The following is a 16,302-nucleotide window of genomic DNA, read 5'->3' as shown; positions in this document are numbered from 1 at the left end:
GGCGGCTAATTCGCGGCCGGCGGGCGGCGGGACATTCCGGGTCGTGACGCATCGCGTCTCTCTATCAATCGGCGGGCGGCCGATAAAGCATTTTCGAAAAGGCGATCGCCTCGTCGAGCGCCGACAAGGGAGCCGCACCAGCTAGAAGCTCGCGGGCGAGGGCCGCGTCGCGGTCCATCTGCGCGACGAGAGCGGGGACATCGTCGAAACGCTCCTCGCCGCGCAACCTCGCGAAGATGGAGATCGACAGCGCCTCGCCATAGAGGTCGCCGGCAAAATCGAAGAGATAGGTCTCGAACAGCGGCGCGCCGTCGTCGAAGGTCGGGCGGCGGCCGTAGCTCGCGACGCCATCGTGAAGGCTTCCGTCGGCGCGTCGAACGCGCACGGCATAGATGCCGTTCGCGAGAAGCTCCGGCGCATCCAGAACCATGTTGGCGGTCGGATAGCCAAGCGTGCGGCCGACCTTGCGGCCGTGGCCGACGGCGCCTTCGATCGTCCAGCGATAGCCGAGGAGGTGCGCTGCCGCATCCGCCTCGCCCTCGCTCAGAAGCGTGCGGATACGGCTGGAGGAAACCGCCGCGCCGCCCTCGTCATACGCCTCAACCACCTCGACCCCGAAACCGTGGCGACGGCCCGCCTCGGCAAGGTAGGCGGCATCGCCCGAGCGCCGCGCGCCAAACTGGAAGTCAAAGCCGACGACGACATCGCGCGCGCCGAGCCGCTGGACGATCGTGCCGGCGATGAAGTCTTCCGCCGAAAGCCCGGCATAGTCCCGGTCGAAAGGCTGCTCGACCACGGCATCGAAACCGAGTGCCGAAAAGAGCCGCGCCTTCACGGCGGCCGGGGTGAGGCGCGGCACCGGGTGGGCGGGGGCGAAGACCGTGCGCGGATGGGGCTCGAAGGTCAGCGCCACAAGCGGCGCGCCGCACTCGCGCGCGCTGGCTGCTGCCGTCTCGAGCACCGACTGGTGGCCGCGATGGACGCCGTCGAAATTGCCGATCGCCACGACGCCTCCGAGAAGAGCGCGCGGAAATGCCGCCTCCCCCTCGACGCGCACGAAATCGGCCTTCACGCTCATCGCAGGGCCGGCATCACGTAACGCGCGGTCAGTTCGCGCTCGGCGAGCGCTCCGTGCAGCGCCTGCATGTCGTCGCGGGCATGGGCGAGTTCGTCGCGGTGGATGCCCTCCTGGACGAAGAGGACGTCGGCGCCGATCGTCGCTCCGCCCTTCACGTCCGTGAACATGCCGTCGCCAATGCACAGGATGCGCGGCGAGGCGATGCCGAGCTTCTCCATCGCGACCTCGTAGATCGGGCGGTGCGGCTTGCCGGCCAGGCGCACGGTGCCGCCGAGCTCGGCATAGACCTGGCCGAGCGCACCGGCGCAGTAGATCAGCTTTTCGCCGCGATGCACCACGATGTCGGGATTGGCGCAGATCATCTCGATGCCCCGCCCGGCCGCGCGCCCGAGAACATCCGCGTAGTCGGCCGGCGTCTCGACCTCATCGTCGAAGAGGCCCGTCGCCACGATGGCCGACGCGTCCTCCTCGGCGACGAATTCGACGGCGAGACCTTCGAAGATGTCGCGATCGCGGGACGGGCCGATATGGAAGATGCGCGGCTCCGCGCGCTCGATCAAGCTGCGCGTCGCATCGCCCGACGTGACGATGTCGTCATAGGCTTCGCGGGTGACGTCGAGGGCGTCGAGCTGCGCGACCACCCCGCGTGAGAGACGCGGCGAATTGGTGATGAGGATGACCTTCGTGCCCGCCTCGCGTGCGGCGACGAGGGCGGCTTCCGCCTCAGGCGACTTCCGGACGCCATCGTGGACGACGCCCCAGACGTCGCAGAACAGCGCATCGTATCGCTGCGAGACTTCGCTCAGCGCGCCGATGGCCTCGACGTTAGGGGCGTGCGACATGAAAAATTCACCTTTGCGCGGCTTTGCGGGCGCGACGCCCGTGGCGAGGCGATAGATAGGCGCGCGCCCACGGTCAACCCGACACGCCGCGCCGGGGCTTCGTATGATGAGCTCTTGATCGAACCGCGCGTCGACCCGATTTGAGCGTCGAACAGGCCGGTGCCCGCCTTGACAATTCCGCCCGCCGAACCTTATCTCGCCGTTGCTAGCACTCGCAACCATCGAGTGCCAATCCTTGTATTCGGGCGTCGTGCCCGGAGGCATCAACGAGCGAAGGTTTGAATATGGCCAACGTGAACTTCCGTCCCTTGCACGACCGTGTGGTCGTTCGCCGTGTCGAGTCCGAGGCGAAGACGGCCGGCGGAATCATCATTCCCGACACCGCCAAGGAAAAGCCGCAGGAAGGCGAGATCGTCGCCGTCGGCGCCGGCGCGCGCGACGAGACCGGCAAGGTCAACCCGCTCGAGGTCAAGGCCGGCGACCGCATCCTGTTCGGCAAATGGTCGGGCACCGAGATCAAGCTCGGCGGTGAGGACCTCCTCATCATGAAGGAATCCGACATCCTCGGGATCGTCGGCTGATCCTTCGGCCGTTTCAAAGAACCCCTTTCAACGTCTAGCGGCGCCGTCCCCTACGAGGACGCGCCGAGGAGAGAACGAAAATGGCAGCCAAAGAAGTCAAGTTCGGCCGTGACGCGCGCGAGCGCATGCTGCGCGGCGTCGACATCCTCGCCGACGCGGTGAAGGTCACGCTCGGCCCCAAGGGCCGCAACGTCGTGATCGACAAGTCCTTCGGCGCTCCGCGCATCACCAAGGACGGCGTCTCCGTTGCCAAGGAGATCGAGCTCGAGGACAAGTTCGAGAACATGGGCGCCCAGATGGTGCGCGAAGTGGCCTCGAAGACCAACGACAAGGCCGGTGACGGCACCACGACCGCGACGGTCCTCGCTCAGGCGATCGTCAAGGAAGGCGCAAAGGCGGTTGCCGCCGGCATGAACCCGATGGACGTCAAGCGCGGCATCGATTCGGCCGTCGCCAAGGTCGTCGAGTCGCTGCTGGCCTCGGCCCGCTCGATCGACACCTCCGACGAGGTCGCCCAGGTCGGCACCATCTCCGCCAATGGCGAGAAGGAAATCGGCCAGATGATCGCCTCGGCGATGCAGAAGGTCGGCAACGAGGGTGTCATCACCGTCGAGGAAGCCAAGACCGCCGAGACCGAGCTCGAGGTCGTCGAGGGCATGCAGTTCGATCGCGGCTATCTGTCGCCGTACTTCGTGACCAACGCCGAGAAGATGGTCGCCGAGCTCGAGGATCCGTACATCCTCCTGCACGAGAAGAAGCTCTCCAACCTCCAGGCGATGCTGCCGGTCCTCGAGGCCGTCGTGCAGTCGGGCAAGCCGCTCGTCATCATCGCCGAGGACGTCGAGGGCGAGGCTCTGGCCACGCTCGTCGTCAACAAGCTGCGTGGCGGCCTGAAGATCGCGGCAGTCAAGGCGCCGGGCTTCGGCGATCGCCGCAAGGCGATGCTCGAGGACATCGCGATCCTCACGGGCGGTCAGGTCATCTCCGAGGATCTCGGCATCAAGCTCGAGAACGTCTCGCTCGACATGCTCGGCCGCGCCAAGAAGATCTCGATCACCAAGGAAAACACCACCATCGTCGATGGCAACGGTGATGCCGAGGGCATCAAGGCCCGCGTCGGCCAGATCAAGGGCCAGATCGAGGAGACCTCGTCCGACTACGATCGCGAGAAGCTCCAGGAGCGTCTGGCCAAGCTCGCCGGCGGCGTCGCGGTGATCCGCGTCGGCGGGGCGACCGAGGTCGAGGTCAAGGAGAAGAAGGATCGCGTCGACGACGCCCTCAACGCGACCCGCGCGGCCGTAGAGGAAGGCATCGTCCCGGGCGGCGGCGTCGCTCTCCTGCGCGCTTCCAACGCGGTCGACCTGAAGGGCGAGAACGCCGATCAGGACGCCGGCATCGCGATCGTCCGCAAGGCGCTCCAGGCTCCGATCCGTCAGATCGTGACGAACGCGGGCGACGAAGGTTCCATCGTCGTCGGAAAGCTGCTCGAGAACGCCTCGGCCAGCTACGGCTACAACGCCCAGACGGGCGAGTATGGCGACATGATCCAGTTCGGCATCGTCGATCCGGTCAAGGTCGTTCGCTCGGCCCTGCAGGATGCGGCTTCGGTCGCCGGCCTGCTCGTCACCACCGAGGCGATGATCTCGGAAGCCCCGAAGAAGGACGGCGGCGCGATGCCGGCGATGCCGGGCGGCGGCATGGGCGGCATGGGCGGCATGGACTTCTAAGAACCCGAAGGGTTCTGGAAGGCCGTAAAGCCGCCCATCACCAAAGGTGCCGAAACCGGGAAAACCCGGTTTCGGGTGGCGGCATGGACTTCTAGGAACCCGAAAGGGTTCTGGAAGGCCGTAAAGCCGCCCATCATTAAAGGTGCCGAAACCGGGAAAACCCGGTTTCGGGTGGCGTCATGGACTTCTAGGAACCCGAAGGGGTTCTGGAAGGCCGTAAAGCCGCCCATCATTAAAGGTGCCGAAACCAGGAAAACCCGGTTTCGGGTGGCGGCATGGACTTCTAGGAACCCGAAAGGGTTCTGGAAGGCCGTAAGCCTCCCGCGAGATAAGAAGCCCGGCGGATCGCTCCGCCGGGCTTCTTCCGTTTGACGGCTCTCTATTGTGAAATTTAGTCGGCAGGAAATCCGGGGCAGTCCAGCCCGCTGAAGCGTCGCAGGCGCAGGAGCGATGCCTGCTCGATCGACTAGGCATGGAAATCGTCCTCGTAATCGATCCGCTATGCGAAATACGGCTCTGGCTCGGCAATGCTCAAGCCGCGTGCCTCCGGTTCCGGCAAGAAAGCCTTTTTCCGATCGAGACAGAGGATACACGAAAATGGTGGCGCGCGGGCGCCTCTTAGCCTCCTATCGGCCGACCTCTTCCAGCTCGCAGAGACCGCATGCAGGACTTTCTCCTCTTCTTCGCCGTCGGCATCCTCGCCCAACTCATAGACGGCGCACTCGGCATGGCCTACGGCGTGATCTCCTCCACGGTGCTGCTGTCCTTCGGCGTCTCGCCGGCGGCCGCCTCGGCCTCGGTCCACGCCGCCGAACTCTTCACGACGGCTGCTTCCGGCACGGCGCATGTGTACAACCGAAACATCGACTGGAAGCTCTTCTGGCGTCTCGTTCCCTTCGGCATCGTCGGCGGCGTCCTCGGCACCTATGTCCTGACGAGTTTCGACGGCGCGGCGATGCGCCCCTTCGTGGCCGCCTACCTCACCTGCATCGGCGTCTATCTGATCATACGCTCCTTCACGCATCGGCCCTCGAAGCCCGTGCGTGCGGCCGTCGTGCCGCCGCTGGCTGCGGCCGGCGGCTTTCTGGACGCGGCCGGCGGTGGCGGCTGGGGCCCGATCGTCACGACGGGTCTTCTCGGTGCAGGCGGGCAGCCGCGCTACGTCATCGGCACCGTGAACACAGCCGAGTTCCTCGTCACGCTGTCGGTCTCCCTCGCCTTCCTCTTCTCGCTCCTCACCGGCCACTGGGAGGAAGCAGACGACCTGTCCACCCACGCACTGGCAGTGGCCGGCCTGATCGCCGGCGGGGTCATCGCCGCGCCCTTCGCCGGCTACATCGTGCGCATCCTGTCGACAGACACGCTTCTGCGCCTCGTCGGCAGCCTCATCTGCATTCTCGGCATCACGCAGGTTTGGGGAATTCTGTCGGGATCGTAATCTTCCAGCGGGAACCGGCCCCCTCCTTTCCCGTTTTCCTGACATGACGGCACGCCGACGCGGCAGAGCCGGGATTTACGGAGAAAGACCATGGTCGACAGCAACCAGATCAAGGGCGGCGCCAAGGAAGTGGGCGGCAGGGTCAAGGAGGCCGCCGGCAAGGCGGTGGGCAACGAGCGCATGCAGGCCGAAGGCATGGCTGACCAGGCCGAGGGCAAGACCCAGAAGAACTACGGCAAGGTCAAGGACGCTGTGAAGGATCAGGTCAACCGCTAAGCCAGCCTATCCGGACATCAAGAGGCCGTCCCTTCGGGGCGGCCTTTTCCGTGCGCGGAATGCGGGTTCCGCCCTCCCCTTCTCCATGCTAATTCGCGCTCGCGCCGGCCTTTGCGGGCCACGCGTGTGTCGAGCACGGGAAGGACAGGACATGAGCGGAACGAGACGCGAGACCGATTCCATCGGCGCCATCGAGGTGGCCGACGATCGTTATTGGGGCGCGCAGACGGAGCGTTCGCTCAACAATTTCAAGATCGGCACCGACCGCCAGCCAATCGCTGTCATCCACGCTCTCGCCACGGTTAAGAAAGCAGCGGCCCTCGTCAACAAGGGTTACGGCAAACTCGACGACGATATCGCGGCCGCGATCGTGGCCGCTGCGGACGAGGTCATATCCGGCAAGCTGGACGACCACTTCCCGCTCGTCGTCTATCAGACCGGCTCGGGCACACAGACGAACATGAACGTCAACGAGGTCATCTCCAACCGCGCCATCGAGGCGATGGGCGGCGAGATGGGCTCTAAGAAGCCGGTCCACCCGAACGACCACGTCAATATGGGCCAGTCGTCGAATGACGTGTTCCCGACGGCGATCCACGTCGCGGTCGCGCTCGAGACCGTCGCGCGGGTGATGCCTGCCATCGACGCCCTGCACGCCGCGCTCGACGCCAAGGCGAAGGAATTCGCGCCGATCATCAAGATCGGCCGCACCCATACGCAGGACGCCACGCCCATCACGCTCGGACAGGAGTTCTCCGGCTATGCCGCCGCGCTCGAACTCGGCAAGGTGCGCATCGAGAAGGCTCTCCATGACGTCTATGCGCTGGCGCAGGGCGGCACAGCCGTCGGCACCGGCCTCAACGCGCCGGTCGGGTTCGACGAGAAGATCGCGGCGGAGATCGCGAACCTCACCGGCCAGCCCTTCCGCACGGCCGGCAACAAGTTCGAGGCACTGGCCTCGCATGGCGCGCTCGCCTTCTTCCACGGCGCGCTCAACGCACTGGCGACCGACCTCTTCAAGATCGCCAACGACATCCGTTTCCTCGGCTCGGGGCCGCGCTCGGGCCTCGGCGAACTCTCGCTGCCCGAAAACGAGCCGGGCTCCTCGATCATGCCGGGCAAGGTGAACCCGACGCAGGCCGAGGCGCTGACCATGGTGGCCTGCGAGGTGTTCGGCCACGAGACGACGGTCACCGTCGCCGCCAGCCAGGGTCATTTCGAGCTCAACGTCTTCAAGCCGGTGATCGCCAACGCCGTCCTGTCCTCGATCCGGCTTCTGGCCGACGGCATGAACTCGTTCCGCGAGCATTGCGTCGAGGGCATCAAGGCGAACGAGGATCGCATCAGGTCGCTCATGGAGCAGTCGCTGATGCTGGTGACGGCGCTGGCGCCGACGATCGGCTACGACAACGCCGCGACCATCGCCAAGACCGCGCACAAGAAGGGCACGACCCTTCGCGAGGAGGCGATCGCTTCCGGCTTCATCTCCGGCGAGGACTACGACAGGATCGTCGATCCTGCGGCCATGACGCGGCCCGGCTAAGCCGAGCGAACATCCGGCGCCGTCAATGACGACGCCAGACCGTATCGCGTTCGGTGAACGATGAGTGCGCGATCCGGAGAATTCTGGCGGGACGGGCAAACCGGTAAGGATGGAGCGCAATCATCCTGACCGGAGCACCGGAATGAACCCTGTCGTCCTACTCATCGCCCGCATCCTGATGGCGATCATCTTCATCGTCGGCGGCTTCGGCAAGCTCGCCGGCGCCGCCGGTTTCGCGGGCTATCTCGGCTCGCTCGGCGTTCCGGGCGGCATCGCCACGGCCTATGTCGTGGGCCTGTTCGAGCTTGCCTGCGGCCTGCTCGTCCTCGTCGGCTTCAAGACCTTCTACGCTGCGCTGGCGCTCGCGGTCTTCTGCGTCGCCACGGCTTTCATCGGCCACATGGGCGACATGTCCGCCATCGTGAAGAACCTCGCGCTGGCGGGCGGCTACGTCTTCCTCGCCGCATACGGGCCCGGCGCCTTCGCGCTCGACCGCAGCGCGCGCGTCTCGCGTTACAGCTGAGCCGACGAGAAGCGACGCTGGATCTCGCTTAGGGTTTCGGCGTCGCCCTCTTCCAGCGTTGCCGTCATCGAACGCGCAAGGCATGCCTGCGAGGAGAGGATCAGCCCGTCCGACAGGATGCGCAGCCTGTTGGCCGTCAGTGTCGATCCGGACGAGGTGATGTCGACGATGATGTCGGCCGAGCCCGCCGCCGGAGCTCCCTCGGTCGCGCCGAGGCTTTCAACGATCCGGTAGGTCTGGATGCCGTGGGCGCGCGTGAAGAAGCTCTGCGTCAGCCGCCAGTATTTGGTCGCGATGCGCAGGCGCCGGCCGTGCCGCTGGCGGAACGAACCCGCCACATCGTTCAGATCCTCCATCGTCGTCACGTCCACCCACGAGTCGGGCACCGCGACGACCACGTCGGCATGGCCGAAGCCGAGCCGCGCCAGGATCTCGATCGAGGGCGAAAGGTCCGGCACCGTCTCGCGCAACAGGTCCTCACCTGTCACGCCGAGATGGATCGCCCCGTCGCGCACCTCGCGGGCGATCTCCGAGGCGGACAGGAGGAGCACCTCCAGCCCGTCCAGTCCCTCCACGCGCGTGCGGTAGGAACGGTCGTCCTCGCTCGGCACCACGCGGATGCCGGCACGCGCGAGAACGCCGACGGCGTTCTCCTTCAGGCGACCCTTCGAGGGAATGGCGAGCGTGACGGTCATTTCGCGGCCCCAGTGGCGGTGGCGGTGGCGGTCTCGATCCGGTCCAGCCACAGCGAGAAGCCCACCGCCGGGATCGTCTCGCGCGCCCCGAGGAACGAGACGAGCCGGTCGTATCTTCCTCCACCCGCGAGCGGCCCGGCGAGCGGGGGCGCGGAGATCTCGAAGACCATGCCGGTATAGTAGTCGAGCGGTCGGCCGAAGGCGGCGCGGTAGCGGATCGTGGAAAGATCGACGCCGGCCGTCGTCAAAGCCTTGTTGCGCGCCTCGAGAAGTGCCAGCGAGGCACCCGGCGCAACGCCGGCCGCCGTCAGTTCGGCCTCGGCCCGGTCGAGCGGGCAGTCGATGGCGAGAAAGCGCCGCAGTCGCTCCAGAAGCGCGCCGTCGAGCCGGGCTTCGGCAACCGCGATCTTCTCCACCAGGCGCTCTGCCACCTCGCGCGCCGTGCGGCTGCGATGCGGCGGCAGGCCGCCCTCCTCCATCCATTCGGAGATTTCGTCGGCGAGCGTATCGACGTCACCCGCGCGCGCGGCATCCACGAGGTCGGGCGCAAGATTGGCGAAGACGTCTCGCGACGAGCCGGTCGACAGGCTTTCGAGCGCCTGCACGAGCAGCCCGTCGTTGCCGAAGGTACGCACGAGGCGGCGCTGCCAGCCGGCCGGGAGACCGAGCGAGGCAAGGAACGCCTCGAAGAGCCCCTGATCGCCGACAACGGTTTCGAGCGAAGCGCGCTCGATCCCGCAAGCTTCGAGCGCGGCCAGTGCGTCGGCGATGGCGCGGGCGTCCGCCTCGCCCGTCTGCGGATCGCCCAGGTCTTCGATGCCGGCCTGCCGGAACTCCGCCGGTCCGTCGCCGCGGTCCTGCCGGAAGACGAGGCCGCTGTAGGAGTAGCGACGCGGCAGCGCCTGCCCGCGCTCGATGTGCGCGAGCGCGACGGGAATGGTGAAGTCCGGGCGCAGGCAGAGCGAGCGGCCGCCCTCGCCGCGCGTTAGGAAGATGCGCCGACGCAGCGCTTCGCCGGCCGTGTCGAGATAGGGCTCGGCGGGCTGGAGGATCGGCGTCGCAACCGCATTCGCACCGCGTGCCGCGAAGAAGGCCGCGAGCGCCGCCTCAACCGCGCCGGTATCCTGGGCGCTCATCCGCGCGGACGCCGAGAGAGAATGGCCTCGACGGCCGTCACCAGATCGGCCTCGTCCACGAGTTCCTGCCCTGCGCGCGCCTCGCGCCATTCGGCATTGTCCTCGATGCCGGCCGAGAGCTCCTTGCCGAGCGCGAGGTCCTTGACCTGCACCTTGCCTGCAAGCTTCTCGTCACCGCCCTGGATGATCGCGACCGGCGCGTTCCGGCGGTCGGCATATTGAAGCTGCTTGCCGAACTGCTTCGGGTTGCCTTGGAACACTTCCACCGGGACGACCGGCTTGCCGGGACCGTTGAGGGCCGCGCGCAGCTTCGCCGCCATCGCCTGATAGTCGGCCATGCGGTCGCGATCCATGACGGTGACGACGACCGGACCGATCGCGGCATCGTCGGTCAGGCGGCCGAGATTCTTCAATGCGGCCTGCAGCCGCGAGACACCGATGGAGAAGCCGGTGGCCGGCACGGACGTCGACAGGAAGCGCGAGACGAGGCCGTCATAGCGCCCGCCGCCGCCGACGGAGCCGAAGCGGACCTTTTCGCCCTTCTCGTTGACGACGTCGAACAGCAGTTCGGCTTCGAAGACCGGGCCGGTGTAGTATTCGAGCCCGCGCACGACCGAGGGGTCGATGAAGATGCGCTCGGCGCCGTATCCGGCGGCGCGGCTCGCCTCCTCGATCTGCGACAGCTCGAGCGCGCCTTCCTCGACCTTCGGTGAGCCCGCGAACGCCGCGCGGATCGCGTCGAGCCGCGCTCCGTCGCTGCCCTCCGAGAACAGGCCCATAACCTTGTCGATCGCCGCAGTGTCGAGGCCAGCGCCCTTGGTGAAGTCTCCGCTCTCGTCCTTTCGGCCGGCGCCGAGCAAGAGCCGCACGCCCTCGTCGCCGAACTTGTCGTGCTTGTCGAGCGCGCGCAGCACGGTGAGGCGCTGGCCGGCATTCTCGTCGCCGCCGAGGCCAATAGCCTCCATGACGCCGTCCAGCACCTTGCGGTTGTTCACCCGGATCACGTACTGGCCGCGCGCGATGCCGAGCGCCTCCATCGTGTCGGCCATCATCATCGCCATCTCGGCATCGGCCGAGACGTTCGGCGCGCCGACGATGTCGGCGTCGAACTGCATGAACTGGCGGAAGCGGCCCGGCCCCGGCTTCTCGTTGCGGAAGACGTAGCCCGCGCGATACGAGCGATAGGGCTTCGGCAGGTCCTCGAAATTCTCGGCCACGTAGCGCGCCAGCGGCGCGGTCAGGTCGTAGCGCAGCGACAGCCATTCCTCGTCGTCGTCCTGCAGCGAGAAGACGCCTTCGTTCGGGCGGTCCGAGTCGGGCAGAAACTTGCCGAGCGCGTCGGTGTATTCGAGGAAGGGCGTCTCGACCGGCTCGAAGCCCCAGGTCTCGTAGACGCGGCGGATCGTCTCCAGCATCTGTCCCTGCGCGCGCAGGTCGGCGGCCGAGCGATCGACGAAGCCGCGCGGCGCGCGCGCCTTCACGCGGGTGGGCTTCTTCTTGTTCTTTTCGGCCATGTCTTCGCTGCCCGTCGCAAGCACGGCGCCCGCTGAGACCGCAGCGCCCAAATAAGTAATTTCGATGTTCTAGTTTCTTCGCGCGTCCTAACGGATGGGGCGGGCCGCTTCAAGTTTCAGCGCGGGCGTACAAAGGCCTGGCGCTCGGCTTCGCAAGGGGCGCGGCAGGCGCAGCCGTCCATATGGTCGTTGACCATGCCCATTGCCTCCATGAAGGCGTGGCAGGTGGTAGGGCCGACAAAGCCGAAGCCATGTTTCTTCAGCGCCTTGGAAAGCCGCGTCGAAGCCGGCGTGACGGTGTTGGCGACGATCCAGTCCCGCGTCACGCGCCGCGGACGCTCGTCCTCGCCGGGCTCGAAGCTCCAGAGGAAGGCGGCGAGCGAGCGGCCCTCTTTCTGCTCAAGCTCGCGAACGGCCCGCGCATTGCGGATCGCCGAAGCGATCTTGCCGCGATGGCGGATGATGCGCGCATCCTGCACGATGCGCTCGATGTCCGGCTCGCCGAAGCGGGCGACACGGTCCACCTCGAAGCCTTCGAAAAGCTCCCGGAAGGCCTCGCGCTTGCGCAGGATGGTGATCCAGGAAAGCCCGGCCTGAAAGCCTTCGAGGCACAGCTTCTCGTAGAGGGCGCGGCTGTCCCCCTGCGGGCGGCCCCATTCAGTGTCGTGATAGCGCCCATAGAGCGCGTCCGCCCCCGCCCAGGCGCAACGTGCCGCGCCGTCCGCGCCGACAGTGATGCCGTCTTCCGCCATACGCCTCGTCTGCCCGCGAACGCTGCGTGGCGCAAGAGCCACGCACGAGCGATGACGCGACACGGGCGGGGCGCCGCACCTTGTGGCGAACGCGCGACGCCATAACATGCGAGGGCAGCGACGCAGACCGGACGGCCGATGCCTTTTATTGCCAAAGCCGCCCTCGGGTTCCTTCTCCTCTTCGCCTCACTCGGCCCGGCTCATGCCCAGCGCGCGAGTGACGCGGCGATGATCGCGGGCTTCAACTCGGTGGTCTTCTCGTCCGAGATCACCGGGCCGATGAGCGACGGCACCTATCTCAAGAAGTTCATGCGGCCGGTGCGCTTCCGCATCGAGCAGACGTCGCGGATCGACCGTCGCGCTGCCGTCCGTCGCTTCGTGACGCAGGTGGATGCGGCCATCGACGGGCTGGAGACGTCCTTCGTCGACGAGGGTGAGCGCGCGGATTTTATCGTCCACATCGTCGATCGGGCGCGCTATCAGGAGGTCGGCCGCCGCGTCTACGGCAACCCGTTCATGACCGTGCCGGGCAATTGCATCGTGCGCGCCAACTATTCACGACAGGGGCTGCGGCGCTCGGACGCCATCATCGTCTCCGACGAGGGCGAGCCGCTGTTCCGCCGCTGCATGGTCGAGGAGATCCTACAGGGGCTGGGGCCGCTGAACGACAATGCCGATGCGCCCGAAAGCGTCTTCAACGACACGTCGCAGCTCACCGAGTTCACCCGCTACGACCGCCTGATCCTCAACATGCTCTATGACGAACGTCTCACGCCAGGCATGCGCGAAGCGGACGCAGCGCCCCTCCTGCCCGCCATCCTGCGCGATGCGCGGCGGCGCCTCGCCCGCCGTTAAGCGCGCATTAACCAGCGCTGCCAAGCGCGCGTTAACGCTGCGCGCGAAGATAGTCCACGAGAGCGCCGAAGCCGGGCGCTCCTTCACCATTTCCTCGGTCCTGCAGGCCCAGTTTCGCATCAAGTGACAACCGGCCGAAGGGTCCGCATCGCATGCGAAACTTTGCCATCTTCCTTGCCGCCGCGCTTCTCGTGGCCGGCACGTCCGGCGCCAGCGCGCGCGACGACTATGTGCGCCTCGACCAGCGCCTCGCCGCCGAACGCGTGCTCCAGCTCTCGCCGTCCGCAGGCGTCGCGATCGAGTACAAGACACCGCCGACCGTCTATTCGCACCCGGACGGGCAGGTCGTCTTCCAGGGCAACATCCCGGTCGGCGTCGTCGGCCCCGGCGGCGTAGTCGTGCCGCTCGGCCAGGTCGAACGCCCCCGCCGCAAGCGCATCGTGCCGACCTCGCCTCAATTCGTCGCCCCGCGCGGGCATCCGGTCGTGGTCGCGCCCAAACAGGAGGTGGCGGTCGTCACGCCGCCGGTGCGCACCATGCAGCCGCACGCGACACGCACGATCGACCCGGCCTTCCTGCCGACGACCGTCGTCTACGAGGGTCCGCACCGCCCCGGCACCGTCGTGATCGACACGCGGGCGCGCTACCTCTACCTCGTCGAGCCGAACGGCCGGGCGATGCGCTATGGCGTGGGTGTCGGCAAGGAAGGCTTCTCCTGGAAGGGCTCGGAGACGATCACCCGCAAGGCCGAATGGCCGGGCTGGACGCCGCCGCGCCAGATGATCGCGCGCGAGCGCGCCAGAGGCGTCGTGCTGCCCGCACACATGCCCGGCGAACCGGATAACCCGCTCGGTGCCCGCGCCCTTTATCTTGGCGACACGCTCTACCGCATCCACGGCACCAACCAGCCCTGGACGATCGGACAGGCCGTCTCGTCCGGCTGCATCCGCATGCGCAACGAGGACGTCATAGATCTCTACGGCCGCGTGCCGGTGGGCGCCCGCGTGGTTGTGTTCTAGGCGCCACAGTGCTGCCGCAATCTCCGTCGGTGCCGGCGCGGAACAGGAGCCGCTGGCCGAATACGTGCATTCTCGTCGAAACGATAACAAGCATGTCCGAAGGCTGGAGGATGGCGTCGCCATCCGCACAAGAAGCGAAAAGGTGATGCCATGACGATTTCCAGGACGATGGCCGCAGCGGTCTTCGCGGGGCTCACCGCCTTCGCGATCGCCGGCCCTGCCAGCGCGCAGCAGACCCGCTACTACGACTTCTCCGCGCAGCGCTGGGTGCAGGGCACGCCGACCGAGCGCGCACAGGTGACGCAGACGCAGCGTGCGCAGGCCCGCTCCACCCAGACCATGCCGCGCCCCGACGCGCGCTTCGCCCGCCATCAGGTGCAGATCTCGACCAACGAGAAGCCCGGCACCATCATCGTCGATACGGGCCGCAAGTTCCTCTACTACGTCGAGGGGAACGGCCAGGCGACGCGCTATGGCGTGGGCGTCGGCAAGGAGGGCTTTGCCTGGGCGGGTGCTGCCACGGTCGGCCGCAAGGCCGAATGGCCGGGCTGGACGCCGCCCGCCGCCATGCGCAAGCGCGAAGCGGCCAAGGGGCGCATCCTGCCGGCCTACATGGCGGGCGGTCCTGACAACCCGCTCGGTGCCCGCGCGCTCTATCTTTATCGCGGCGGCCGCGACACGCTCTACCGCATCCACGGCACCAACCAGCCCTGGACCATCGGCCAGAACATGTCGTCGGGCTGCATCCGCATGATGAACGAGGATGTCGAGCACCTCTACGAGCGTGTGAACAACGGCGCCAAGGTCGTCGTGATCGGCCCGAACGCCAACAGCGACAATGTCTACGCCGAGACGGGCGTCATGCGTCAGGCCGGCGGCGAGGGGCAGCGCGGCGGTCTCTTCTCCCAGCTCTTCGGCTCGCGCGTCCAGTAACGCGCGCTTCACGGGAAGACAGGAAGGCCCGCTCACCGGCGGGCCTTTCGTCGTTTCAGAGGGCGGCGATCGACTCCCTCTGCGGGGCGGCACGAGCCAGAACGGCTGGCCTCTCGCCTCCGAAGGCCCAGTCGAGGAGTTCCACCGTGTGCAGCACCGGAATGCCGGTCGCCGAGCCGATCTGCGTCATGCAGCCGATATTGCCGGTGGCGATGAGTTCGGGCTGAACGCTCTCGATATTCCTGACCTTGCGATCGCGAAGGCGCGCGGAAATCTCAGGCTGGAGGATGTTGTAGGTGCCTGCAGAGCCGCAGCACAGATGGCCCTCCGGCACGTCGCGCACGGTGAAGCCGGCCTGCGCCAGCAGCGTCTTCGGCGCGGCCGTGATCTTCTGGCCGTGCTGCATCGAGCAGGCCGAGTGATAGGCGACGACCATGCCGCCGGGGGATTCCGGCAAAGGCAGGTCGAGCGTCGCCAGGAACTCTGTGACGTCCTTGGCGAGGGCAGAAACCCGCGCGGCCTTCGCGGCATAGGCCGGATCGAGCCGCAGCATGTGGCCGTAGTCCTTGATCGTCGTACCGCAGCCGGACGCGGTGATGACGATCGCATCGAGCGCGCCCGCCTCGATCTCGCGTGTCCACACGTCGACATTGGCGCGCGCGAAGGCGAGCGCGGCGTCCTCCTCGCCCATGTGATGAACGAGCGCGCCGCAGCACCCCTCCCCCTTCGGCACCACCACCTCGACACCGAGGCGGTTGAGGAGCCGTACCGTCGCCTCGTTGATCTTCGGGTCGAGCACGGACTGCGCGCAGCCCGTCAGCAGCGCCACGCGCTTGTTCGCCATCTGCGCGGGACGATGCACCGCCGGCGCGTTGATGGTGGAGGCGGCGGGAACGCTCTTTGGCGCGAGCCTCAGCATGGCGGCGATAGGCTTCAGCGGCCCGGCTTCGAAGACGCCGGCGAAGGGGGCGGCGAGCTTTGCCAGGCGCAGCGAGAGCCGGAAGCGCGCCGGATAGGGCAGCGTCATCGCGAGGATGCGGCGGATCATCCTGTCCGCGAAGGGCCGGCGATAGGTCTTCTGGATATGGACGCGAGCGTGGTCGACGAGGTGCATGTAGTTCACGCCCGACGGGCAGGTCGTCATGCAGGCGAGGCAGGAGAGGCAGCGGTCGATATGGGTGACGACCTGTTCGTCCGCCGGCCGGTCGTTCTCCAGCATCTCCTTGATGAGGTAGATGCGCCCGCGCGGGCTGTCGAGTTCGTTGCCGAGCGTCACATAGGTCGGGCACGTGGCCGTGCAGAATCCGCAATGCACGCATTTTCGGATGATGCCTTCCGAATGCGCGACCTCGGGATGCTCGAGCTGGGCGGGCGAAAAATGTGTCTGCAT

Annotated in this window: 16 protein-coding genes; 9 read left to right on the top strand and 7 right to left on the bottom strand. The window is 67.0% G+C overall.

Features of this window, described 5'->3' with window-relative positions; translation table 11 throughout:
• Nucleotides 1–64 precede the first annotated feature (64 nt).
• Nucleotides 65–1,078, bottom strand: a complete 1,014-nt coding sequence (locus H1343_RS05350; protein WP_185984890.1) for a bifunctional riboflavin kinase/FAD synthetase — start codon at nucleotides 1,076–1,078, stop codon at nucleotides 65–67.
• Complete coding sequence (locus H1343_RS05345) at nucleotides 1,075–1,920, bottom strand: TIGR01459 family HAD-type hydrolase (RefSeq protein WP_185984889.1); 846 nt, start codon at nucleotides 1,918–1,920, stop codon at nucleotides 1,075–1,077. Before H1343_RS05345 ends, H1343_RS05350 begins: the two co-directional genes overlap by 4 nt.
• Before the next feature lie 284 nt (nucleotides 1,921–2,204).
• Here H1343_RS05345 and groES point away from each other — a divergent pair, with 284 nt between their 5' ends.
• The 6 genes from groES to H1343_RS05315 all read left to right on the top strand — a co-directional run bounded on the left by groES (nucleotide 2,205) and on the right by H1343_RS05315 (nucleotide 8,008).
• A complete protein-coding gene (gene groES / locus H1343_RS05340) occupies nucleotides 2,205–2,501 on the top strand; it encodes a co-chaperone GroES (protein WP_055890588.1) in 297 nt (98 codons plus the stop codon).
• A gap of 80 nt (nucleotides 2,502–2,581) precedes the next feature.
• A complete protein-coding gene (groL, locus tag H1343_RS05335; protein WP_185984888.1) occupies nucleotides 2,582–4,228 on the top strand; it encodes a chaperonin GroEL in 1,647 nt (548 codons plus the stop codon).
• A gap of 661 nt (nucleotides 4,229–4,889) precedes the next feature.
• The gene (locus tag H1343_RS05330; protein WP_185984887.1) at nucleotides 4,890–5,666 is read left to right on the top strand and encodes a sulfite exporter TauE/SafE family protein; all 777 of its coding nucleotides are present in this window, start codon (nucleotides 4,890–4,892) and stop codon (nucleotides 5,664–5,666) included.
• A 90-nt stretch (nucleotides 5,667–5,756) separates the two neighbouring features.
• Nucleotides 5,757–5,942 carry a CsbD family protein gene (locus tag H1343_RS05325; protein WP_185984886.1) on the top strand — a complete coding sequence of 62 codons (186 nt, stop codon included), beginning with the start codon at nucleotides 5,757–5,759 and terminating at the stop codon, nucleotides 5,940–5,942.
• A 151-nt stretch (nucleotides 5,943–6,093) separates the two neighbouring features.
• On the top strand, nucleotides 6,094–7,485 hold the full coding sequence (fumC, locus tag H1343_RS05320; protein WP_185984885.1) for a class II fumarate hydratase: 1,392 nt from the start codon (nucleotides 6,094–6,096) through the stop codon (nucleotides 7,483–7,485).
• A 142-nt stretch (nucleotides 7,486–7,627) separates the two neighbouring features.
• Nucleotides 7,628–8,008 (top strand): DoxX family protein, encoded by a 381-nt coding sequence (locus tag H1343_RS05315; protein WP_185984884.1) that lies wholly within the window; start codon nucleotides 7,628–7,630, stop codon nucleotides 8,006–8,008.
• Here the strand turns inward: H1343_RS05315 and hisG are convergent.
• From hisG to H1343_RS05295, 4 genes are all read right to left on the bottom strand, one after another.
• Nucleotides 7,999–8,703 (bottom strand): ATP phosphoribosyltransferase, encoded by a 705-nt coding sequence (gene hisG / locus H1343_RS05310; protein ID WP_185984883.1) that lies wholly within the window; start codon nucleotides 8,701–8,703, stop codon nucleotides 7,999–8,001. The two genes, H1343_RS05315 and hisG, sit on opposite strands and share 10 nt — an antisense overlap.
• Nucleotides 8,700–9,839 carry an ATP phosphoribosyltransferase regulatory subunit gene (locus H1343_RS05305; RefSeq protein WP_185984882.1) on the bottom strand — a complete coding sequence of 380 codons (1,140 nt, stop codon included), beginning with the start codon at nucleotides 9,837–9,839 and terminating at the stop codon, nucleotides 8,700–8,702. Before H1343_RS05305 ends, hisG begins: the two co-directional genes overlap by 4 nt.
• Nucleotides 9,836–11,353: a histidine--tRNA ligase gene (hisS, locus tag H1343_RS05300; protein ID WP_185984881.1), complete on the bottom strand. Its 1,518-nt coding sequence runs from the start codon at nucleotides 11,351–11,353 to the stop codon at nucleotides 9,836–9,838. Before hisS ends, H1343_RS05305 begins: the two co-directional genes overlap by 4 nt.
• Before the next feature lie 116 nt (nucleotides 11,354–11,469).
• Nucleotides 11,470–12,105, bottom strand: a complete 636-nt coding sequence (locus H1343_RS05295; RefSeq protein WP_185984880.1) for a DNA-3-methyladenine glycosylase I — start codon at nucleotides 12,103–12,105, stop codon at nucleotides 11,470–11,472.
• A 138-nt stretch (nucleotides 12,106–12,243) separates the two neighbouring features.
• On the opposite strand from H1343_RS05295, the gene H1343_RS05290 reads away from it, so the two are divergent.
• The 3 genes from H1343_RS05290 (at nucleotide 12,244) to H1343_RS05280 (ending at nucleotide 14,912) form a co-directional block, all read left to right on the top strand.
• A complete protein-coding gene (locus tag H1343_RS05290) occupies nucleotides 12,244–12,960 on the top strand; it encodes a DUF2927 domain-containing protein (RefSeq protein ID WP_185984879.1) in 717 nt (238 codons plus the stop codon).
• A gap of 152 nt (nucleotides 12,961–13,112) precedes the next feature.
• Nucleotides 13,113–13,979 carry a L,D-transpeptidase gene (locus H1343_RS05285; protein WP_185984878.1) on the top strand — a complete coding sequence of 289 codons (867 nt, stop codon included), beginning with the start codon at nucleotides 13,113–13,115 and terminating at the stop codon, nucleotides 13,977–13,979.
• A gap of 150 nt (nucleotides 13,980–14,129) precedes the next feature.
• The gene (locus H1343_RS05280; protein WP_185984877.1) at nucleotides 14,130–14,912 is read left to right on the top strand and encodes a L,D-transpeptidase; all 783 of its coding nucleotides are present in this window, start codon (nucleotides 14,130–14,132) and stop codon (nucleotides 14,910–14,912) included.
• 55 nt (nucleotides 14,913–14,967) lie between these two features.
• Here H1343_RS05280 and glcF read toward each other — a convergent pair whose 3' ends face one another.
• The gene (gene glcF / locus H1343_RS05275) at nucleotides 14,968–16,302 is read right to left on the bottom strand and encodes a glycolate oxidase subunit GlcF (protein ID WP_185984876.1); all 1,335 of its coding nucleotides are present in this window, start codon (nucleotides 16,300–16,302) and stop codon (nucleotides 14,968–14,970) included.

Source organism: Aureimonas mangrovi (assembly GCF_014058705.1).
GTDB lineage: Bacteria > Pseudomonadota > Alphaproteobacteria > Rhizobiales > Rhizobiaceae > Aureimonas > Aureimonas mangrovi.
Note: the sequence above shows the minus strand (reverse complement) of the source record. Positions and strands in the feature narration are given on the sequence as shown.